The sequence below is a fragment of the Actinomadura rugatobispora genome (genome assembly GCF_042656285.1).
In the GTDB taxonomy this organism is placed as follows: Bacteria; Actinomycetota; Actinomycetes; order Streptosporangiales; family Streptosporangiaceae; genus Spirillospora; species Spirillospora rugatobispora.
The window spans coordinates 20,988-36,831 of record NZ_JBHSON010000107.1 but is presented as its reverse complement, the minus strand read 5'-3'; the positions used below and the strand labels follow the sequence as shown (position 1 = coordinate 36,831).

Annotated in this window: 13 protein-coding genes; 9 read left to right on the top strand and 4 right to left on the bottom strand. The window is 74.3% G+C overall.

Annotated features, from left to right (window positions below; all coding sequences use genetic code 11):
* The 4 genes from ACFPZN_RS47375 to ACFPZN_RS47360 form a co-directional block, all read right to left on the bottom strand.
* Nucleotides 1-201, bottom strand: a 201-nt coding sequence (locus tag ACFPZN_RS47375) for a flavodoxin-dependent (E)-4-hydroxy-3-methylbut-2-enyl-diphosphate synthase (protein WP_378290150.1), incomplete at its 3' end; no start/stop codon positions are given.
* A complete protein-coding gene (locus tag ACFPZN_RS47370) occupies nucleotides 198-1,979 on the bottom strand; it encodes a 1-deoxy-D-xylulose-5-phosphate synthase (RefSeq protein ID WP_378290148.1) in 1,782 nt (593 codons plus the stop codon). The genes ACFPZN_RS47370 and ACFPZN_RS47375, both read right to left, overlap by 4 nt.
* The gene (locus tag ACFPZN_RS47365) at nucleotides 1,976-2,932 is read right to left on the bottom strand and encodes a 4-hydroxy-3-methylbut-2-enyl diphosphate reductase (protein WP_378290146.1); all 957 of its coding nucleotides are present in this window, start codon (nucleotides 2,930-2,932) and stop codon (nucleotides 1,976-1,978) included. Before ACFPZN_RS47365 ends, ACFPZN_RS47370 begins: the two co-directional genes overlap by 4 nt.
* Nucleotides 2,929-4,182, bottom strand: a complete 1,254-nt coding sequence (locus ACFPZN_RS47360; protein ID WP_378290144.1) for a cytochrome P450 — start codon at nucleotides 4,180-4,182, stop codon at nucleotides 2,929-2,931. The genes ACFPZN_RS47365 and ACFPZN_RS47360 overlap by 4 nt, the downstream gene beginning before the upstream one ends.
* 309 nt (nucleotides 4,183-4,491) lie before the next feature.
* On the opposite strand from ACFPZN_RS47360, the gene ACFPZN_RS47355 reads away from it, so the two are divergent.
* The 9 genes from ACFPZN_RS47355 to ACFPZN_RS47315 are packed head-to-tail and all read left to right on the top strand — an operon-like array spanning nucleotide 4,492 to nucleotide 15,736.
* A complete protein-coding gene (locus ACFPZN_RS47355) occupies nucleotides 4,492-5,481 on the top strand; it encodes a polyprenyl synthetase family protein (protein ID WP_378290142.1) in 990 nt (329 codons plus the stop codon).
* A gap of 4 nt (nucleotides 5,482-5,485) precedes the next feature.
* Nucleotides 5,486-8,053 carry a UbiA family prenyltransferase gene (locus ACFPZN_RS47350; protein ID WP_378290140.1) on the top strand — a complete coding sequence of 856 codons (2,568 nt, stop codon included), beginning with the start codon at nucleotides 5,486-5,488 and terminating at the stop codon, nucleotides 8,051-8,053.
* 11 nt (nucleotides 8,054-8,064) lie between these two features.
* Nucleotides 8,065-8,700 (top strand): ABC transporter ATP-binding protein, encoded by a 636-nt coding sequence (locus tag ACFPZN_RS47345; RefSeq protein ID WP_378290137.1) that lies wholly within the window; start codon nucleotides 8,065-8,067, stop codon nucleotides 8,698-8,700.
* Nucleotides 8,697-9,497: an ABC transporter permease gene (locus ACFPZN_RS47340; RefSeq protein ID WP_378290135.1), complete on the top strand. Its 801-nt coding sequence runs from the start codon at nucleotides 8,697-8,699 to the stop codon at nucleotides 9,495-9,497. Before ACFPZN_RS47345 ends, ACFPZN_RS47340 begins: the two co-directional genes overlap by 4 nt.
* Complete coding sequence (locus ACFPZN_RS47335) at nucleotides 9,494-10,723, top strand: radical SAM protein (protein ID WP_378290133.1); 1,230 nt, start codon at nucleotides 9,494-9,496, stop codon at nucleotides 10,721-10,723. The genes ACFPZN_RS47340 and ACFPZN_RS47335 overlap by 4 nt, the downstream gene beginning before the upstream one ends.
* Nucleotides 10,720-11,124 carry a hypothetical protein gene (locus tag ACFPZN_RS47330; RefSeq protein ID WP_378290131.1) on the top strand — a complete coding sequence of 135 codons (405 nt, stop codon included), beginning with the start codon at nucleotides 10,720-10,722 and terminating at the stop codon, nucleotides 11,122-11,124. The genes ACFPZN_RS47335 and ACFPZN_RS47330 overlap by 4 nt, the downstream gene beginning before the upstream one ends.
* Nucleotides 11,121-12,806: a prenyltransferase/squalene oxidase repeat-containing protein gene (locus ACFPZN_RS47325; protein WP_378290129.1), complete on the top strand. Its 1,686-nt coding sequence runs from the start codon at nucleotides 11,121-11,123 to the stop codon at nucleotides 12,804-12,806. Before ACFPZN_RS47330 ends, ACFPZN_RS47325 begins: the two co-directional genes overlap by 4 nt.
* The gene (locus ACFPZN_RS47320; RefSeq protein ID WP_378290127.1) at nucleotides 12,799-14,052 is read left to right on the top strand and encodes an FAD-dependent oxidoreductase; all 1,254 of its coding nucleotides are present in this window, start codon (nucleotides 12,799-12,801) and stop codon (nucleotides 14,050-14,052) included. Before ACFPZN_RS47325 ends, ACFPZN_RS47320 begins: the two co-directional genes overlap by 8 nt.
* Nucleotides 14,042-15,736: an MFS transporter gene (locus tag ACFPZN_RS47315; protein WP_378290125.1), complete on the top strand. Its 1,695-nt coding sequence runs from the start codon at nucleotides 14,042-14,044 to the stop codon at nucleotides 15,734-15,736. The genes ACFPZN_RS47320 and ACFPZN_RS47315 overlap by 11 nt, the downstream gene beginning before the upstream one ends.
* Nucleotides 15,737-15,844 lie beyond the last annotated feature (108 nt).

The window sequence follows — 15,844 nt, the reverse complement described above, 5'->3', positions numbered from 1 at the left end:
CGCCGTCAACTCCGCGATCTGCTGCAACGTCGCGTTCACATCCGCCGTCAGCGTCGTCGTCATCGACTGCACCGACACCGGCGCGTCCCCGCCCACCGGCACATCCCCCACCATGATCCGCCGGGACGCACGGCGCGCGGCCACGGGCGGCGGCGGTTCCCCGGGGCGGCCGATCGGCGGTATTCCGAGTGCGACGGTCATGTTCGTCCTCCAGACGTGGTGAGAGCGGTGAGCGGGGCGGCGGACTCGACGGCGGCGGCGATGCGCGGGCCGGTCAGGCCGCAGTCCTCCAGGATGCGCGGGCGCTTGCCGTGCCCGATGAACCGTTGCGGGACGGCCAGCGCGGTGACCGGGACGCGCACCCCGGCCTCGCGCAGCAGCGCGGCCACCGCGTCGCCCACGCCGCCCGCCTCGCCGTTGTCCTCGACGACCGTGACCGTCGCGTGCGCGGCGGCGAGTTCGGCGAGGGCGGGGTCCAGCGGTGCGACCCAGCGCGGATCCACCACCGTGGACGCGACGCCGCGCGCCTCCAGCAGTTCCGCCGCCTCCATGCACGGCCCGGCCATCGCCCCGGCGGCGACGATCAGCGCGGCGTCGCCGCCGGGCGCGGTGCTCTCGCGGAGGACGTCGACCGCGCCGTGGGAACGGACGGCCGCCACGTCCGCCGCGACGGCGCCCTTGGGGAAGCGGACCGCGGTCGGCCCGTCGTCGACGTCCACGGCCTCGGCCAGCAGCTCGCGCAGCCGGCGGCCGTCGCGCGGCGCCGCGACCCGCAGCCCCGGCACCACCCGCAGGATCGACAGGTCCCACATGCCGTTGTGGCTGGGCCCGTCGTCGCCGGTGATCCCGGCGCGGTCCAGGACGAACGTCACCGGCAGCCGGTGCAGCGCCACGTCCATCATGAGCTGGTCGAACGCCCGGTTCAGGAACGTCGCGTACACCGCCACGACCGGGTGCAGCCCGCCCAGCGCCAGCCCGGCCGCGGACGCGGCGGCGTGCTGCTCGGCGATGCCCACGTCGAGCGTGCGGTCCGGGTGCGCGGCGGCGAACGCGGACAGGCCGGTCGGCTCCAGCATCGCCGCCGTGATCGCGACGAGGTCCGAGCGCTCGCCGCCGAGCCTGGCCAGCTCCGCTCCGAAAACGTCCGTCCAGGTCTCCTGGGCGGGGCCGGTGCCCGAGGCCATCGGGCGCACGGCGTGGAAGCGGTCCAGGTCGTCGTTCTCCGCCAGGACGTAGCCCGCGCCCTTCACGGTCACCGCGTGGACGACGACCGGGCCGCCCATCGCCCGCGCCTCCCGCAGCGCCTGCTCCAGGGCGGGGATGTCGTGCCCGTCCACCGGGCCGATGTAAGCGAGGCCCAGTTCCTCGAAGATGGACGCGCCGGCACTCCCGGCGCGCAGTTCGGCGAGGTGGCGGGCGAGGCCGCCGACCGTGGGCGCGTACGAGCGGCCGTTGTCGTTCAGGACGACGACCACGTCCGCGTCCGGGTCTCCGCCGATGTTGTTGAGCGCCTCCCAGGCCACGCCGCCGGTGAGGGCGCCGTCCCCGACCACCGCGACCACGGCGCCGCCGTCGCGGTCCCCGGCGATCCGCCGGGCGCGGGCGAGCCCGTCGGCGATGGACAGGGCGGTGGAGGCGTGCGAGTTCTCGATCAGGTCGTGCTCGGACTCCTCCCGGGACGGGTAGCCGGAGAGCCCGCCGGGCTGCCGCAGCCCGCCGAACCCGCCGGCCCGCCCCGTGACGATCTTGTGGACGTACGCCTGGTGGCCGGTGTCCCACAGGATCCGGTCCCGGGGCGACGCGAACACCCGGTGCAGCGCCAGCGTCAGCTCCACCACCCCGAGGTTCGGGCCCAGATGCCCGCCGGTCCGGGACACCCGGTCGACGAGGAAGCGGCGGATCCCCGCGGCCAGCGACCGCAGCTCGTCGGGCGGCAGGCCGCGCAGATCCTCCGGGCCGGTGATCGTCTCGGGTGTCATGTGAGGGCCCTCCCGTCGTCTCCGCTCGTCCCGCCGAGGCCGCCCGGCAGGGCGAACACGACGTCCTCGGTGGCGGTCCGCTCGATCTCCAGCCCCGTGTAGCCGAGCCCCGCCAGCCGGTCCACCAGTTCGTCCACGAGGATCTCCGGGGTGCTCGCCCCGGCGCTGACGCCGACCGCCTCGACGCCGTCCAGCCACGCCCCGTCCAGGTCGGCGGCCGACGGGACCAGGTGGCCCGGCGTCCCGGCGGCGCGCGCCACCTCGACCATGCGCAGCGAGTTGCTGGAGTTGGGGGAGCCGACCACCAGCACCAGGCCGGTGCGGGCGGCCAGCGCCTTCACCGCCGTCTGCCGGTTCTGGCTGGCGTAGCAGATGTCGTCGGAGCCGGGGCCGCGCAGCCGCGCGAACCGCTCCCGCAGGGTGCCGACGATCTCCGCGGTGTCGTCGATCGACAGCGTGGTCTGGGTGAGGTAGGCGACGTCGGCGTCCGCGTCCAGGTCGAGGGCGCGGGCGTCCTCCGGGGACTCGACGACGATCGTGCGGTCCGGCGCCTCGCCCTGGGTGCCCTCGACCTCCTCGTGCCCGGAGTGGCCGATCAGCAGGATGGTGCGGCCGTCGCGGTCGAACCGGCGCGCCTCCTGGTGCACCTTCGACACCAGCGGGCAGGTCGCGTCCAGCACCCGCAGCCCGCGCCGCGCCGCGTTGTCCCGCACGGCGGGGGAGACCCCGTGCGCGGAGAACACGCAGACCGCGCCCTCGGGCACCAGGTCCTCGGTGTCGGTGAAGACCGCGCCGCGGCGCTCCAGCTCGCCGATGACATGCCGGTTGTGGACGATCTCCTTGCGCACGTACACCGGCGGGCCGTGGATCTCCAGGGCGCGCTCCACCATCCGGATCGCGCGCCGCACGCCCGCGCAGAACCCGCGCGGCTCGGCCAGGACGACCCTCTTCACGGCGCGCTCCGCAGGCGGGCGGCGGCGCCGTCCCAGGTGATGAGGACCCGCTCGGGCGCCTGCGCCGCGGTGTCGCTGTTCCACGGGACCTCCGCCTCGGGCACGGCGAGCGCCAGCCCCGGCAGCCGGTGCAGCAGCGCGTCGAACGCCAGCTCCAGCTCCATCCGCGCGACCGGCGCGCCCACGCAGAACGCGGGCCCGGCGCCGAACGTCAGGTGCTGGTTCGCCGTGCCGCGGCCGATGTCGAACCGCTCCGCGTCCGGGAAGTGCGCCTCGTCGCGGTTCCCCGAATGGCGGGCGACGAAGACGGTCGAGCCCGCCGGGATCAGCACTCCGCCGACCTCCACGTCCTCGACCGCGTACCGGGCGATGCCGTAGCCGGCGCCCGGCGGGGTGAAGCGCAGCAGCTCCTCCGACACCCGGCGCAGCCTCGCCTCGTCGCGGTGCGCCCGCGCGGCGGCCAGCTCGGCCGGGTGCCGGAACAGCGTGAGCAGCCCCTTGCCGATCTGCGCCGCCGTCGTCTTGTACCCGGCGACCAGCAGCGTCATGACGGTCACGAACAGCTCGTCGTCGTCGAGCCGGCCGTCGTCCTCGTCCCGGACCGCGACCAGCGCGCTCAGCATGTCGTCGGCGGGGTCCCGGCGCTTGGCGTCCGCCAGGGCCTTGGCGTAGTCGATCAGCGCGGCCGCGGCCTCCATCCGCCGCTCGGAGGTGAACGCGGCGTTCAGCATGTCGTCGATCCAGCCGCGGAAGCGCACCTGGTCGGCCACGGGCACGCCGAGCATGTCGCACAGCACGGTGATCGGCAGCGGGTAGGCCAGCGCCTCCATCAGGTCGGCGTCCGGCCCCCGGTCGATCATCGCGCCGACCAGCCGGTCCACGATCGCCTGGATGCCGGGCCGCATCCGCTCCACCCGGCGCGCGGTGAACGCCCGCGCGACCAGCCGCCGCCAGCGGGTGTGGTCCGGCGGGTCGGCGAACGGGTTGCCGTGGTTGCCGAACCCGATCGCGGTGTTCATCCGGGCCGCGTCCGGGCGGGCGGTGTCGCGGCTGAACCGCCAGTCCGACAGCACCGCCTTGGTGTCGGCGTACCGGGTGACCAGCCAGGCCAGGTCGCCGCTGGGCAGCCGGACCCGGGCCACCGGCTCGCGCTCCCGCAGCTCCGCGAATTCCGCCGGCATCGTCATCGGATCGGTCTTGGCGAAGGGGAAATCATGCGCCACCGGGCAGGCGCTCGGCTTGGCGGCCATACGGCGTTCCTCCTCGTGGATGGGAATGAGAACGCATCGTAGGAAGGAGCGGCCGCGAGGGGGATGGCAGGCAATGGTCGGCATGTTCCTGTCGGCTGGATCCTGCTGGCTGAACCTTGCTAGCTGGGGGTTGCCAGTGCGTCCGACCAGCACTTCCGCCTACTTTCGGAGCGACCCAGAGTGGACTGGGGCCCCGCGCGACCAGTTTCCGATCGTCGAAAGGGGTGGTTCCGCGTGCAGTCACACGCCGGAAAGACCGCCGATCCGTCGTCCGTGCCGGACGGGGCGCGCGCAGTTCCCGGAGAAGGCGTGCTCCCGCAGGAATACCTGACGCTGCTGAATTCGGAATTCGAGTTGTGCTGGGCGGGCGGGGACCGGCTGCTTGACGCCATCTGCCGGTACGCGATGGCGCCGGGCGGCAAGCTGCTGCGGCCGATCCTGCTGCTGGAGTCGGCGGTGGCGGCCGGGGGCCGGGCCGCCGACGTGCTGCCGGCCGCGGTCGGCACCGAGTGCGGGCACGTGGCCAGCCTCGTCCACGACGACATCATCGACGGCGACGACACCCGGCGCGGCCGTCCCGCCGTGCACCGCGAGCACGGCCGCGACAACGCGATCATCGCGGGCGACGCGCTGATCTTCTTCCTGTTCCGCTGCCTGTCCGACTGCCGCGCCACCGGGGTCGGCGACGACCGGATCGTGTCCGCGCTGCGGGTGGTGGCGCAGGCCGGCTACGACATGTGCCACGGCCAGTCGCTGGAGGCCGAGGTGTGCGGCGACCTGAGCTGCGACACCGAGACCTACCTGGAGATGATCCGGCTCAAGACCGCCGCGTTCTTCCGGGCCGCGTGCCAGAGCGGCGCGATCCTGGGCGGCGGGTCGGCCGAGGCGGTGCGGGTGCTCGGGGCCTACGGCGACCACCTCGGCGCCGCGTTCCAGATCCACGACGACCTGCTCGCCTACGACAGCACGCCCGAGGCGACCGGCAAGTCCGCGGTCAGCGACATCCGCAACCGGCGGCTGACGCTGCCGGTGATCCTGGCCTACGAGACCGGCTCGGACGCCGACCGCCGCACGCTGGAGGACGTCCTGCGCGGCGTCCAGGACGACACGCTCGGCGAGGACGCCGCGTTCGCCGCCGTGCACGGCGTGCTGGAGCGGACCGGGGCGCTGGAGTCCTCGCGGGGACGCGCCCGGTGGCACTCGGCGCGCGCCCGCGAGCAGCTGGCGGTGCTGCCGCCCAGCCCGAGCGCGGACCGGCTCGCGCACGTCGCCCGGCTCGCGGTGACCAGGGACCGGTGACCCGATGATCAGGGCGCATCTGGAGACCTGGCGGCCGTACACCCTGTTCTACCCGGGTCTGGTCGGCCTGGCCGGGGCGGTGCTGGCCGCGCCGCACGCCTCCGGCTGGCGGCTGGCGGGCGCGTGGGCGGTGCCGACGCTGGGCTGGCTGGCGGGGCTGTACGGCGGCGACTACTTCGACCGCCGGCTGGACGCGGCGGCCAAGCCGCACCGCCCGATCCCGTCGGGCCGGATGCGCCCCGGCACCGCGCTGGCCTGCATGATCGCGTGCGTGGCGGCGGGCGCGGCACTCGGCCTGCTGCTGAACTGGCGCACCGTGCTGCTGGCGGGCGGCGCGCTGGCGGCGGGCATCGCCTACAGCACCGTGTTCAAGGCGCGCGGCGTCCAGGGCAACCTGGTCCGCGGCGGGATCACCGCGCTGGCCCTGGGGTTCGGAGCGCTCGCCGCGACGGCCGAGCCGGGGGCGGCGGTGCTGTGGGCGGCGGTCCTGTTCCTGCTGCACGACGCGGGCTCCAACCTCGTCGGGACGCTGCGGGACGTGGACGGCGACCGCGAGGGCGGGTACGAGACGCTCCCGGTGCGGCGCGGCACGGGCTTCGCGCTCGGGGTCTGCGCGGCGCTGTACGCGGCGTGGCTGGCGCTGGCGGTGTCGGCGCCGCTGGTGCTGCCGTCGGCACCGGGCGCCGCGGCGTTCGCCGCGCTGCTCACGGCGGCGGCGTGCGGCGGGCTGGCCGCGCTGGTGCTGCTGGCGCGCTCGCCCCGTCCGATCCCGCGGCGGGCCGCGCTGCGCGCCCACGAGATCCTCGTGCTGGAGCGGATCGTGCTGGCCGGGGCGTTCGTCGCGCTGGGCGGCGGGCCGCGGCTGGCGCTGCCGGTCACGGCGGCGGCGCTCGCGGTGACGTGGGCGGCGCAGCGGCGGATGCGGCTGCGGTACGAGTTCGCCGCGTCCGCGGCGGAGGCGGAGACCGCGCGGGACGGCGACGCCCCGGCGGTCGGCGCGGACGCCGTGGTCGACTACGTGCGCCGGCAGCTGGCCGCGCTCCCGGACACCCTCAGCTCGCTGCGGCGCTGGGACCGGCGGATCGTCATCGAGATCACCGACCTGGACCTGAGGGTGGAGCTGGCCGTCGCGGGGGGCCGCATCCGCCTGGTCGAGCCCGGCGACTCCGGGGCGGCCGACGGTGCCGCGACCGTGTCGATCTCGACCGCGAGCCACGTCTTCCGCGACATCTTCCTGCTGGCCCGTACCAGCCCGAGGCACGCCTACATCGCGGGCGCCATCGACATGAACGCCTCGCCCCGCGACATGATCCGCCTCAACCAGGTCTTCAACGAGTTCCGCCGCAACGCGAAGGCCGACGCCCCGGTCGCGCGGTTCTCCGTCACCGAGCGTTCCCAGCCCGTCCAGGAGGACGAGGAGAGCCTGCCGCCGCGGGTCGTCATCAGCGACACCACCCTGCGCGACGGCGAGCAGATGCCCGGCATCGCGTTCGGCGTCGCGGAGAAGGTGGAGCTCGCCCGCCGCCTGGACGCGCTGGGCGTGCCGCTGATCGAGGTCGGCTACCCGTCGGTGTCGCCGGAGGAGGCCGAGGCGGTGCGCGCCGTCGCCGGACTCGGGCTGGACGCGACGATCCAGGTCATCGCGCGCCCGGTGCGGGCCGACATCGACGCCGCCGTGCGGTCCGGCGCCGACAGCATCGCGCTGTTCGCCGGGACCTCCGACGCCCACGTGCGGGCCAAGCTGCGCACCACCCCCGAGCGGCTGCTCGCCCGGGTGCGCGGCGCGGTCGTGCACGCCAAGGAGTCGGGACGGCAGGTGGTGTTCGCCGCCGAGGACGCCACCCGCACCGACCCCGGCTACCTGGTGGAGATCTTCACCGCGGCGGCCGACGCGGGCGCGGACGCGGTCGGCGTCGCCGACACCGCCGGGGTGGCCACGCCGTGGCGGATCGCGCGGCTGGTCCGCGAGGTGGCCGCGCGCACGTCGCTGCCGATCGCGATGCACTGCCACAACGATCTGGGCCTGGCGACCGCGAACTCGCTGGCCGGGCTGCTGGCGGGCGCGTCCGCCGTGCAGTGCTCGGTGCTGGGCATCGGGGAGCGGGCCGGGAACGCGCCGCTGGAGGAGGTCGTGCTGGCGCTGGAGACCGCCTACGGGCATCCGACCGGGCTCGACCTGACCGCGCTGACCCCGCTGGCGCACCATGTGGCCGCGCTGGTGGGGGAGCGGGTGCCGCCGACCCGTCCGGTGGTGGGCGGGCACGCCTTCACCCACGAAAGCGGCCTGCACGTCGACGGGCTCGTGCGAGACTCGAGCAGTTACGAGCCCTACCCGCCCGAGCTCACCGGCCGCCGCCGCCGCTTCGTCTTCGGCAAGCACTCGGGCCGTACGGCGCTGCGCCAGGTCCTGTCCGACCACGGGCTCAGCCCCAGCGAGGACGAGCTGGCCGCGCTGCTGGCCCATGTCAAGCGTTCACCGGGGGCCGACGACCGGTCCGTCCTGGAGGCCGCCCGCACGCTCGCCGAGAGCGCCGCCGGCGGGGAGGGCACCGCACTGAGGAGTGAAAGGTGACGATCCAGACAATGCCCCAGATTACGCACCCTACCACCATCGAGGTGCGCGGGCTGGCCAAGCGCTACGGCCGCCGCCGGATCTTCGAGAACGTCGGATTCACCGTCCCGCGCGGCGCCCTCGTCGGCATCGAGGGCGAGAACGGGGCCGGCAAGTCCACCCTGCTCAAGTGCCTGGTCGGGCTGCTGAAGCCGGACGCCGGGACGGTCGCGCTGCACGGCCGGATGGGCTACTGCCCGCAGGAGCCGCTGCTGGCCGACAGCCTCACCGCGCGCGAGCACTTCACGATGTTCGGCGCCGGCTACGGCCTGAGCGCCCGCGAGACGGCCTGGCGCTCGGAGCGGCTCATGGAGACCTTCCGCTGCGAGAAGTACGCGCGCACCCGGGTCGACCGGATGTCCGGCGGCAGCCGGCAGAAGATCAACCTGATCGTCGCGCTGCTGCACCAGCCCGACGTGCTCGTCCTGGACGAGCCGTACCAGGGCTTCGACTACGAGACGTACCAGATCTTCTGGGCCTACGCCGAGCGGTACTGCCAGGAGGGCGGCTCGGTCGTGGTGGTCAGCCACATGCACACCGAGAAGCACCGCTTCACGACCATGCTCCAGCTCGCCGAGGGCACCCTCGCCGAAGGGAGGGCGTCGTGACGGTCACCTCCGCCGCCGAGCCGGCCCCGGCCGCGCAGCGCATGAACGGCACGCTCACCGTGACCCGGATGTTCGTGGTCGAGCTGGCCCGCCGCTGGCCCTCGGTGCTGTTCATGATCTTCATGCCCGCGTCGTACTTCCTGGTCAGCTATCTGACCACGGCCGGCGACGCCCGGGTGCCCGACCAGGTCTGGACCGGCGACGGCCACCAGACCGTCAACGTCCTGGACCGCGACCTGCGCGCCATCTACCTGGCCGTGCTCGGCACCAGCGTGACCAGCTCGTTCGCCGCGCTCACCACCGTGCGCTCCAGCATGGGCGTGATGCGGCGGCTGCGGCTGGCCGGCTACCGCGCGGGGCAGCTGCTGTCGGCCCGGCTGCTGGTGCTGCTGCTCATCACCGCGCTGTCCACCGCCGTGTTCATGGCGATCTTCGTGCCGCTGGTGAACCTCCAGTCGGTGCTGATCGTGACCGGCGCGTTCCTGCTGGTCGGGCTGATCGGGGTGGCCATCGGCACGCTGGTCGGGCTGGTCGTGCCCCGCGAGTTCGAAGCGTTCATGCTGGTCGTCGCCATCGCCGGGGTGCAGATGGCGCTCGGCCGCGGCGACTCCTCCGCCGAGGAGTACATGCCCTACACGCCCGCGATCGACGCGATGAAGGCGGGCGCGTTCACCCGGACGGGCGATCTGGCGCTCCAGTTCGGACAGGGCCTGGTGTACGTGGCCGTCGTCTTCGGCCTCGTCTTCGCCGTCTGGAACCTGCGCACCCGCGTCTGGAAGAGAGGGGAACGCCCATGAACGCCGCCACCGCGGCAGCCACGGGTACGACCGGAACGTCCTGGCTGGAGAACTACATGGACCGGGCGTCGGCCGGCGCGCTGGCCGCGCCGCCGTCCGCCTGGTGGATCGTCACCCGGGCCTGCAACCTGAAGTGCTACTACTGCTTCGCCGACGCCCGCAAGCGCGATCCCGACGAACTGGACACCGCGCAGGCCAAGGCGGTGCTGGACGACTTCGCCGACAGCGGCACGATGTTCGTCACCTTCCTCGGCGGCGAGCCGCTCACCCGCAGGGACATCTACGAGCTCGTCGACCACTCCACCGACCTCGGCATCTACACCGCGCTCCTCACCAACGGCCTCAACGTCCGGAACAACAAGATCGACCGCCTGGTCGAGGGCGGGCTGGAGATGATCGGCGTCTCCATCGACAGTAAGGACGACGCCGTGCACGACGCGGTGCGCGGCGTCCCCGGCTCGCTGGCCGGCGCCAAGGGCACCATCCGGCACGCGATCCGGCGCGGGCTGCGCACCAGCGTGCGGATCGTGGTCACCGAGGACAGCTACCCGGCCATCCCCGACCTGTTCCGCTGGGCGATCGACGAGGGCGTCGAGGAGCTGATCCTGCTGCCGATCTTCATGGTCGGGCGGGCCGCGGGCGGCGCCGAGGACCGCCGCGCCGACATCGCCGGCAAGGAGCTGTTCCTGTCGACGCTGCGGCGGCTGCACGACATCGGCGCGCCGCTCGGCATCAGCGTCCCGCTCCAGGAGAAGCTGGCCTGCCCGCAGGGCATCGAGCTGAACGCGCCCGACGACGAGCTGCACCACGCCGGGCACGCGGTCGGGTTCGAGAAGTCGGTCGGCTGCAAGGTCGGGCGGTTCATGGTGAGCGTCCAGCCGAACGGGACGGTGTACCCGTGCCCGTTCGTGCACACCGAGATCGGTGACCTGCGGGAGCAGAGCATCACCGACATCTGGCAGGCGCCGCTGATGCGCCGGGCGCGCGGCGAGGACCTGGGCTGCCTGGCCCGCTCGGTGATCCACACCGGCCGCGCCGACGCCCTCGACCCGACCTACCACGGCGACCCGGAGGAGCTGCTCGCCGCGCTGCCCGAGCCGGAGGGCCGCCGCCGCAAGCTCGTCACCGTCCCGGGCACGATCCCCGGCACCGCCCCGGCCGCGGCCGCGCCGCGCGTCGTCGAAGGACTCTCGCTCGCCACCCACCGGACCCGGAGCGCGTCATGACCGTTTCCCCCACCTCCCCCGAGTCGATGACGGCGGCCGACGTGGTCGCCGAGCTGCGCGAGATCGTCGCCGCCGGGCGCGGCAACGACACCCTCGCCCGGCGCCTGGAGGGCGGGTCGCTGATCGTCCTGTTCGAGTTCCCCGAGCCGTACACGATGCGGGTGAGCGGCGACGACCGGCGCGTGGACGAGGGCGGGGTGCCCTACGAGGACGCCGACGTCGTCATCCGCGCCGAGCCGCTCACCCTGCACCGGCTGACCAGCGGCGAGCTGGGCGGCCGGGAGGCGATCGTGGGCGGGCTGCTGGACATCCGCAAGGCGCCCGAGCTGAACAAGCTGCTGCTCATGCGGGGGATGTTCAACGTCCACAAGAAGGCCCGCGCCCGGGGAGAGGCGCCGTGACCGCCGAGATCACCGGGACGGCCCCGGCCCCCGCGCGGGTCCGGGACGCGCTGGCGGCGGCGCTGGACGGGGTGTTCGCGCTCCAGCGCCCGGACGGCTCCTGGCAGGGCGTGCTGCCCTCGTCGGCGGTGTCCACCGGCTCGGCCGTCATCGCGCTGCACGCCGCCGGGGAGTCGCCCGACCTGGTGACGGCGGGGGCGCGCTGGCTGCGGTCGGCGCAGGAGCCCGACGGCGGCTGGGGCGACGCTCCGGGCGGGCCGTCCACGCTCAACGCGACCGCGATCGCCGTGGCCGCGCTGCGCGTCGTCGAGGGGCGCCGCGCGGACGACGCCGTGGCGCGGGGCCTGCTGCGCATCGATGCGTTCGGCGGCATGGACGCCGTCGGCGACCGCGAACGCTGCACGCTCAAGGCGGTCTGCCAGCAGTACCTGGCCGAGGCGGGCCTGTACCCGGAGGAGCGGCTGGGGCGGATGCCGTACGAGCTGCTGCTCGCCCCGGCCTGGCTGCGCAACAAGCTGTCGTTCACCGTCCCCGGCCTGGCCGCCTGGGGCGTCATGCAGGGCCGCACCCGGGAGTTCGGCTCGGTGCGGCGGCTGGTCAACCGGTTCGCCGAGCCGCGCGCGCTGGCCTACCTCGACGACATCCGGCGGTACGAGGGCCCGTCGGGCGGCGTCGAGGAGTCGCCGCTGATGGCGTCGATCGTCGCGTTCGGCTACCACCGCGCGGGGCTGCGGCCGGTGCCGTACCTGGACTACCTGCGCGGCACCGTCCGCCCGGACGGCTCGTGGCCGATCGACCGCGACATCGAGTTCTCCGTCAGCGTCTACCTCGTCCAGGCGATGTTCGACGCGGGCCTCGACGGCGACGAGCGGCTGCGGCGGATCGAGCCGTGGATCAGGGCCGCGCAGCGGTCCTCCGCGTTCGCCCCGACCGGCTGCCCGCCCGGCGGCTGGGGCTGGTCCATGCCGTCGGGCTGGCCGGACACCGACGACACCTCGGGCGCGGTCGCTTCGCTCGCCGGGCTGGGGGCGGGCAAGGGCGACCCGTCGCTGCGCCGCGGCGTCGCCTGGCTGCTGCGCATGCAGAACCGCGACGGCTCCTGGGGGTGCTTCACACGGAACGCGCGCGTGTCCATGGACGCCCCCTGCGCCGTGATGACCGCGCACGCGGTGCTCGCGCTGTGGCGGGCCGGGGCGGGGGACGGCACGTCCGGGGCGACCGCCAGGGCGGTGCGGTGGTTCGCGCGTGCGCAGCGCGGCGACGGCTCGTTCGCCACGCCGTGGTTCCGCGACTACACCACTGGGACGGCCCGCGTACTGGAGGCGCTGTCACGGCTCGGGCTGTCCCGTACGCCCACGGGGGTGCGTGCACGGAACTGGCTGCTCGCCCACCAGCACCCCGACGGCGGCTGGGGTGACGGGCGCGGCGGGGCCGCCACCGTGGAGGAGACCGCGTGGGCCCTCATCGGCCTGATCGGGGCCGGTGACGCCGACGACCCCGCCACCGCGCGCGGCATCGCCTGGCTGCTGCGGCACCAGCGGGACGACGGCCTGTGGGAGCCCGCCATGGTCGGCGTCTATTTCCTTGACCTGACCTACTGGTGCGACCACTTCGCCAACGCCTACGCCCTCCAGGCCCTGGCCCTCTACGCCTCTGCCCTGGACGGGGGCGACGGTGGCTGACCACGACGCGATCATCTGCGGAGCGGGTGTCGCGGGCCTCGCCCTGGCCCGGACCCTGCTCCGCCAGGGGCGGCGCGTGGTCGTCCTGGACAAGCAGCCGGGCGCGCGTGACGTCCACAAGGGGGAGCTGATCCAGCCGCGGTCGTTGCAGATCCTCGAATCGCTGGACGTGCTGGACGGCCTGCGCCGCCAGGGGGCGATCGCCGCGCACAGGCTGTGCTGCCGCACGGCCGACGACGACGAGATCGCCTCCCTCGACTACCGGCCGCTTCCAGGGAACTTCAACCACTGCCTGGTGCACTACTACGCCTCTATACAGCGAGCACTTTCGATTGATGTCCCCGTCTCGTACGGCACGCGCGTAGAAGAGCTGGTGTTCGACCCCGCCGGCCGGGTCGCCGGTGTGCGCCTGGCCAGCGGCGAGGAACTGCGGGCTCCGCTCGTCGCCGCGTGCGACGGGCACTCCTCGCGGCTGCGCGCCCAGGCCGGGATCGACGCGTCCCGCCACACCTACGGCCACCAGCTCGTCGGCTACGACTTCGCCGCACCCGGGCTCGGCACCGACATCGTCGCCCACCTCACCGACGCCGGGCTGCGGCTGCTGTTCGCGATGCCCGGCGGCCGGGCCAGGCTCTACGCCCAGATCGACCCTGAGGAGCGCCGCGCGATCGGCGGCCGGGACGGGCTCACCGCCTGGACCCGCCGTATGGCCGACGCCGTTCCCGCGCTCGCACCCCTGGCCGACCCCCTGATCGACAGCGCCGCCGACGCCCGCGTGATGGCGGCCTGGCGGTTCAACGCGCCGCACTGGACCCGTCCCGGGCTGGCGCTGCTCGGCGACGCCGCGCACTGCGTCCACCCGATGGCGGGCCAGGGCATGAACGCGGCGATCGCGGACGCCTGGGCCCTCGGCGAGCACCTCGCCTCCTTGGACGCCCTCACCCCCGGGACCGTCGATCCCGCCCTCGCCCGCTACGACGCCACCCGGCGCCCCCGCGTCGACTACGTCGCGCGGCTCTCCCACAACCTGGCCGGCCTGTTCACCGACACCTCCTGGAAGGGACGCGTCGTCGCCCGCCGCATGCTCCGCCGCAACCGGCACAACCACAGGCTGCAGCACATCATCACCTACAACATGTCCGGCCTGGGCGTGCGCCGCTTCACCACGCGCGACCGCTTCATCCAGCTCGGGCTGATCAGGGACAGGCGCTCCCACGTCCTCCCGGAGGTGTCCGTTGACTTCTGAACGACGCTCCGTCCCGCCCGGCGCGCTGCACCCCCTGGTCCTGGTCGGGCTGGCGTGCGGGCCGTTCATCTCGATGATCGACTCCAACGCCGTCAACGTCGCCATCCCCGGCATCGTCCGCGAGATGGACAGCACGGTCTCCACCGTCGGCTGGATCGTCGGCGCGTACCTGCTCGGCATCGGCGCGTTCCTGCCCGCCACCGCCTGGCTGGCCGACCGCTTCGGCAACCGCCGCGTCTACATGGTCGCGCTGGCCGCCTTCGGCGCGGCCTCGGCCGCGTGCGCGTTCGCGCCGACCATCGAGGCGCTGATCGCGCTGCGCGCGGCGCAGGGCGTGGCGAGCGCGCCGATGATCCCGCTCGCGCTGGCGCTGCTGTTCGCAGGCGGCTCGGCCGGCGGGTCCGGCGGCTCGGGCGGCGGCGAGCGGGCCCGGCCGCCCATGGCCGCGGGCCTGTGCTTCTTCCTGGCCCCCGCCCTCGGCCCCAGCGCCGGCGGGATCCTGGTCGAGGCCGCGAGCTGGCGGTGGATCTTCCTGGTGAACGTGCCGCTGGTGATCGCCGGCCTGCTCTCCTGCCTGAAACTGCCGCGCGACCGGCCCGTCCCCCGGGCGGACCGCCGCCCCCTCGACACGGTCGGCATGCTGCTGCTGGCCGCCGGCGCCACCGGGGTCGTGCTCAGCTCCTCGATCATCCCGACCGACGCCCGGCTCGGCTGGGCCGTCGCCCTGGTCGGCGTCGACCTGCTGGCCGCCTACATCTGGTGGCAGCTGCCGCTGCGCCGCCCCGCGCTGTCGCTGGGCCTGGTCAAGAGCCTGGCCGGCGCGATCCCGGTGGCGGTGTCCGTGGTCGCCTCGCTGGTGCTGTTCGCCGTGCTGTTCCTCATCCCGATCTTCATGATGGAGGTGCAGGGCCGTTCCGCCATCGCCACCGGCCTGGTGCTGCTGCCCCAGGGCATCGTGATGGGGCTGTGCACCGGGCTGGGCGAGAAGCTCGTCGGCTCCCTCGGGTTCCGCGCCACGGTCGGCGGCGGCATGCTCGTCCTGGCCGCCACCTCCGCGCTGCTGCTCCTGGTCACCCCCGGCACCCCGGCGTGGACGATCGCGCTGCTGCTGGCCGGGCGCGGGATCGCGCTCGGCCTGACGCTGCAGCCGATCATCATGGGGACGCTCGGGCGGCTGCCCCGGACCGAGGTCGCCGACGTCAGCACGCTGTTCAACGTCGTCCAGCGTCTCGGCGGGTCCCTGGGTGTGGCCGGATTCGCCGCGTTCTACCAGTTCCGGTCGTCGTCCGAGGGGGCGGCCACGGCCGTGCCGTTCCACGAAACGGTGTGGCTGATGACGGGCCTGGCCCTGGTCGGGGCCCTGCTGGCGATGTTCCTCCCCGGACGCACCGCCCCCCGAGAGCACACCGCCCACACCCACACGCACCAGGACCCGTGCGAGACGGTGCCCGACAAGATCGTGGCGGCCGCACCGCCACCGGTGCCGGCGGCCCCGCCCTCGGAGCCGCCCTCCTCTGAGCCGCCCTCCACGGCGCCGGCGCCGCTACCGCCGCTGCACAGCTGCCCGAACTGCCACCACCCGATCTCGATCACCACGCTCGTCCTGCCGTCCCCGATGGACGTCACCACCATCACCACCGGGCCCCACCGCATACCGGTGAGCACGGGCCCGCCCAGCCGGTGAACCGGTCGCGCGGCGCGTACCCGGCCCCCTACCGGAGAGGGTGCGGGCGGCGGCCGGGCAGCGCCCCGGGCATCGCCGGAAGGCGTCCTGCGTGTCGGCGCGCCCGTT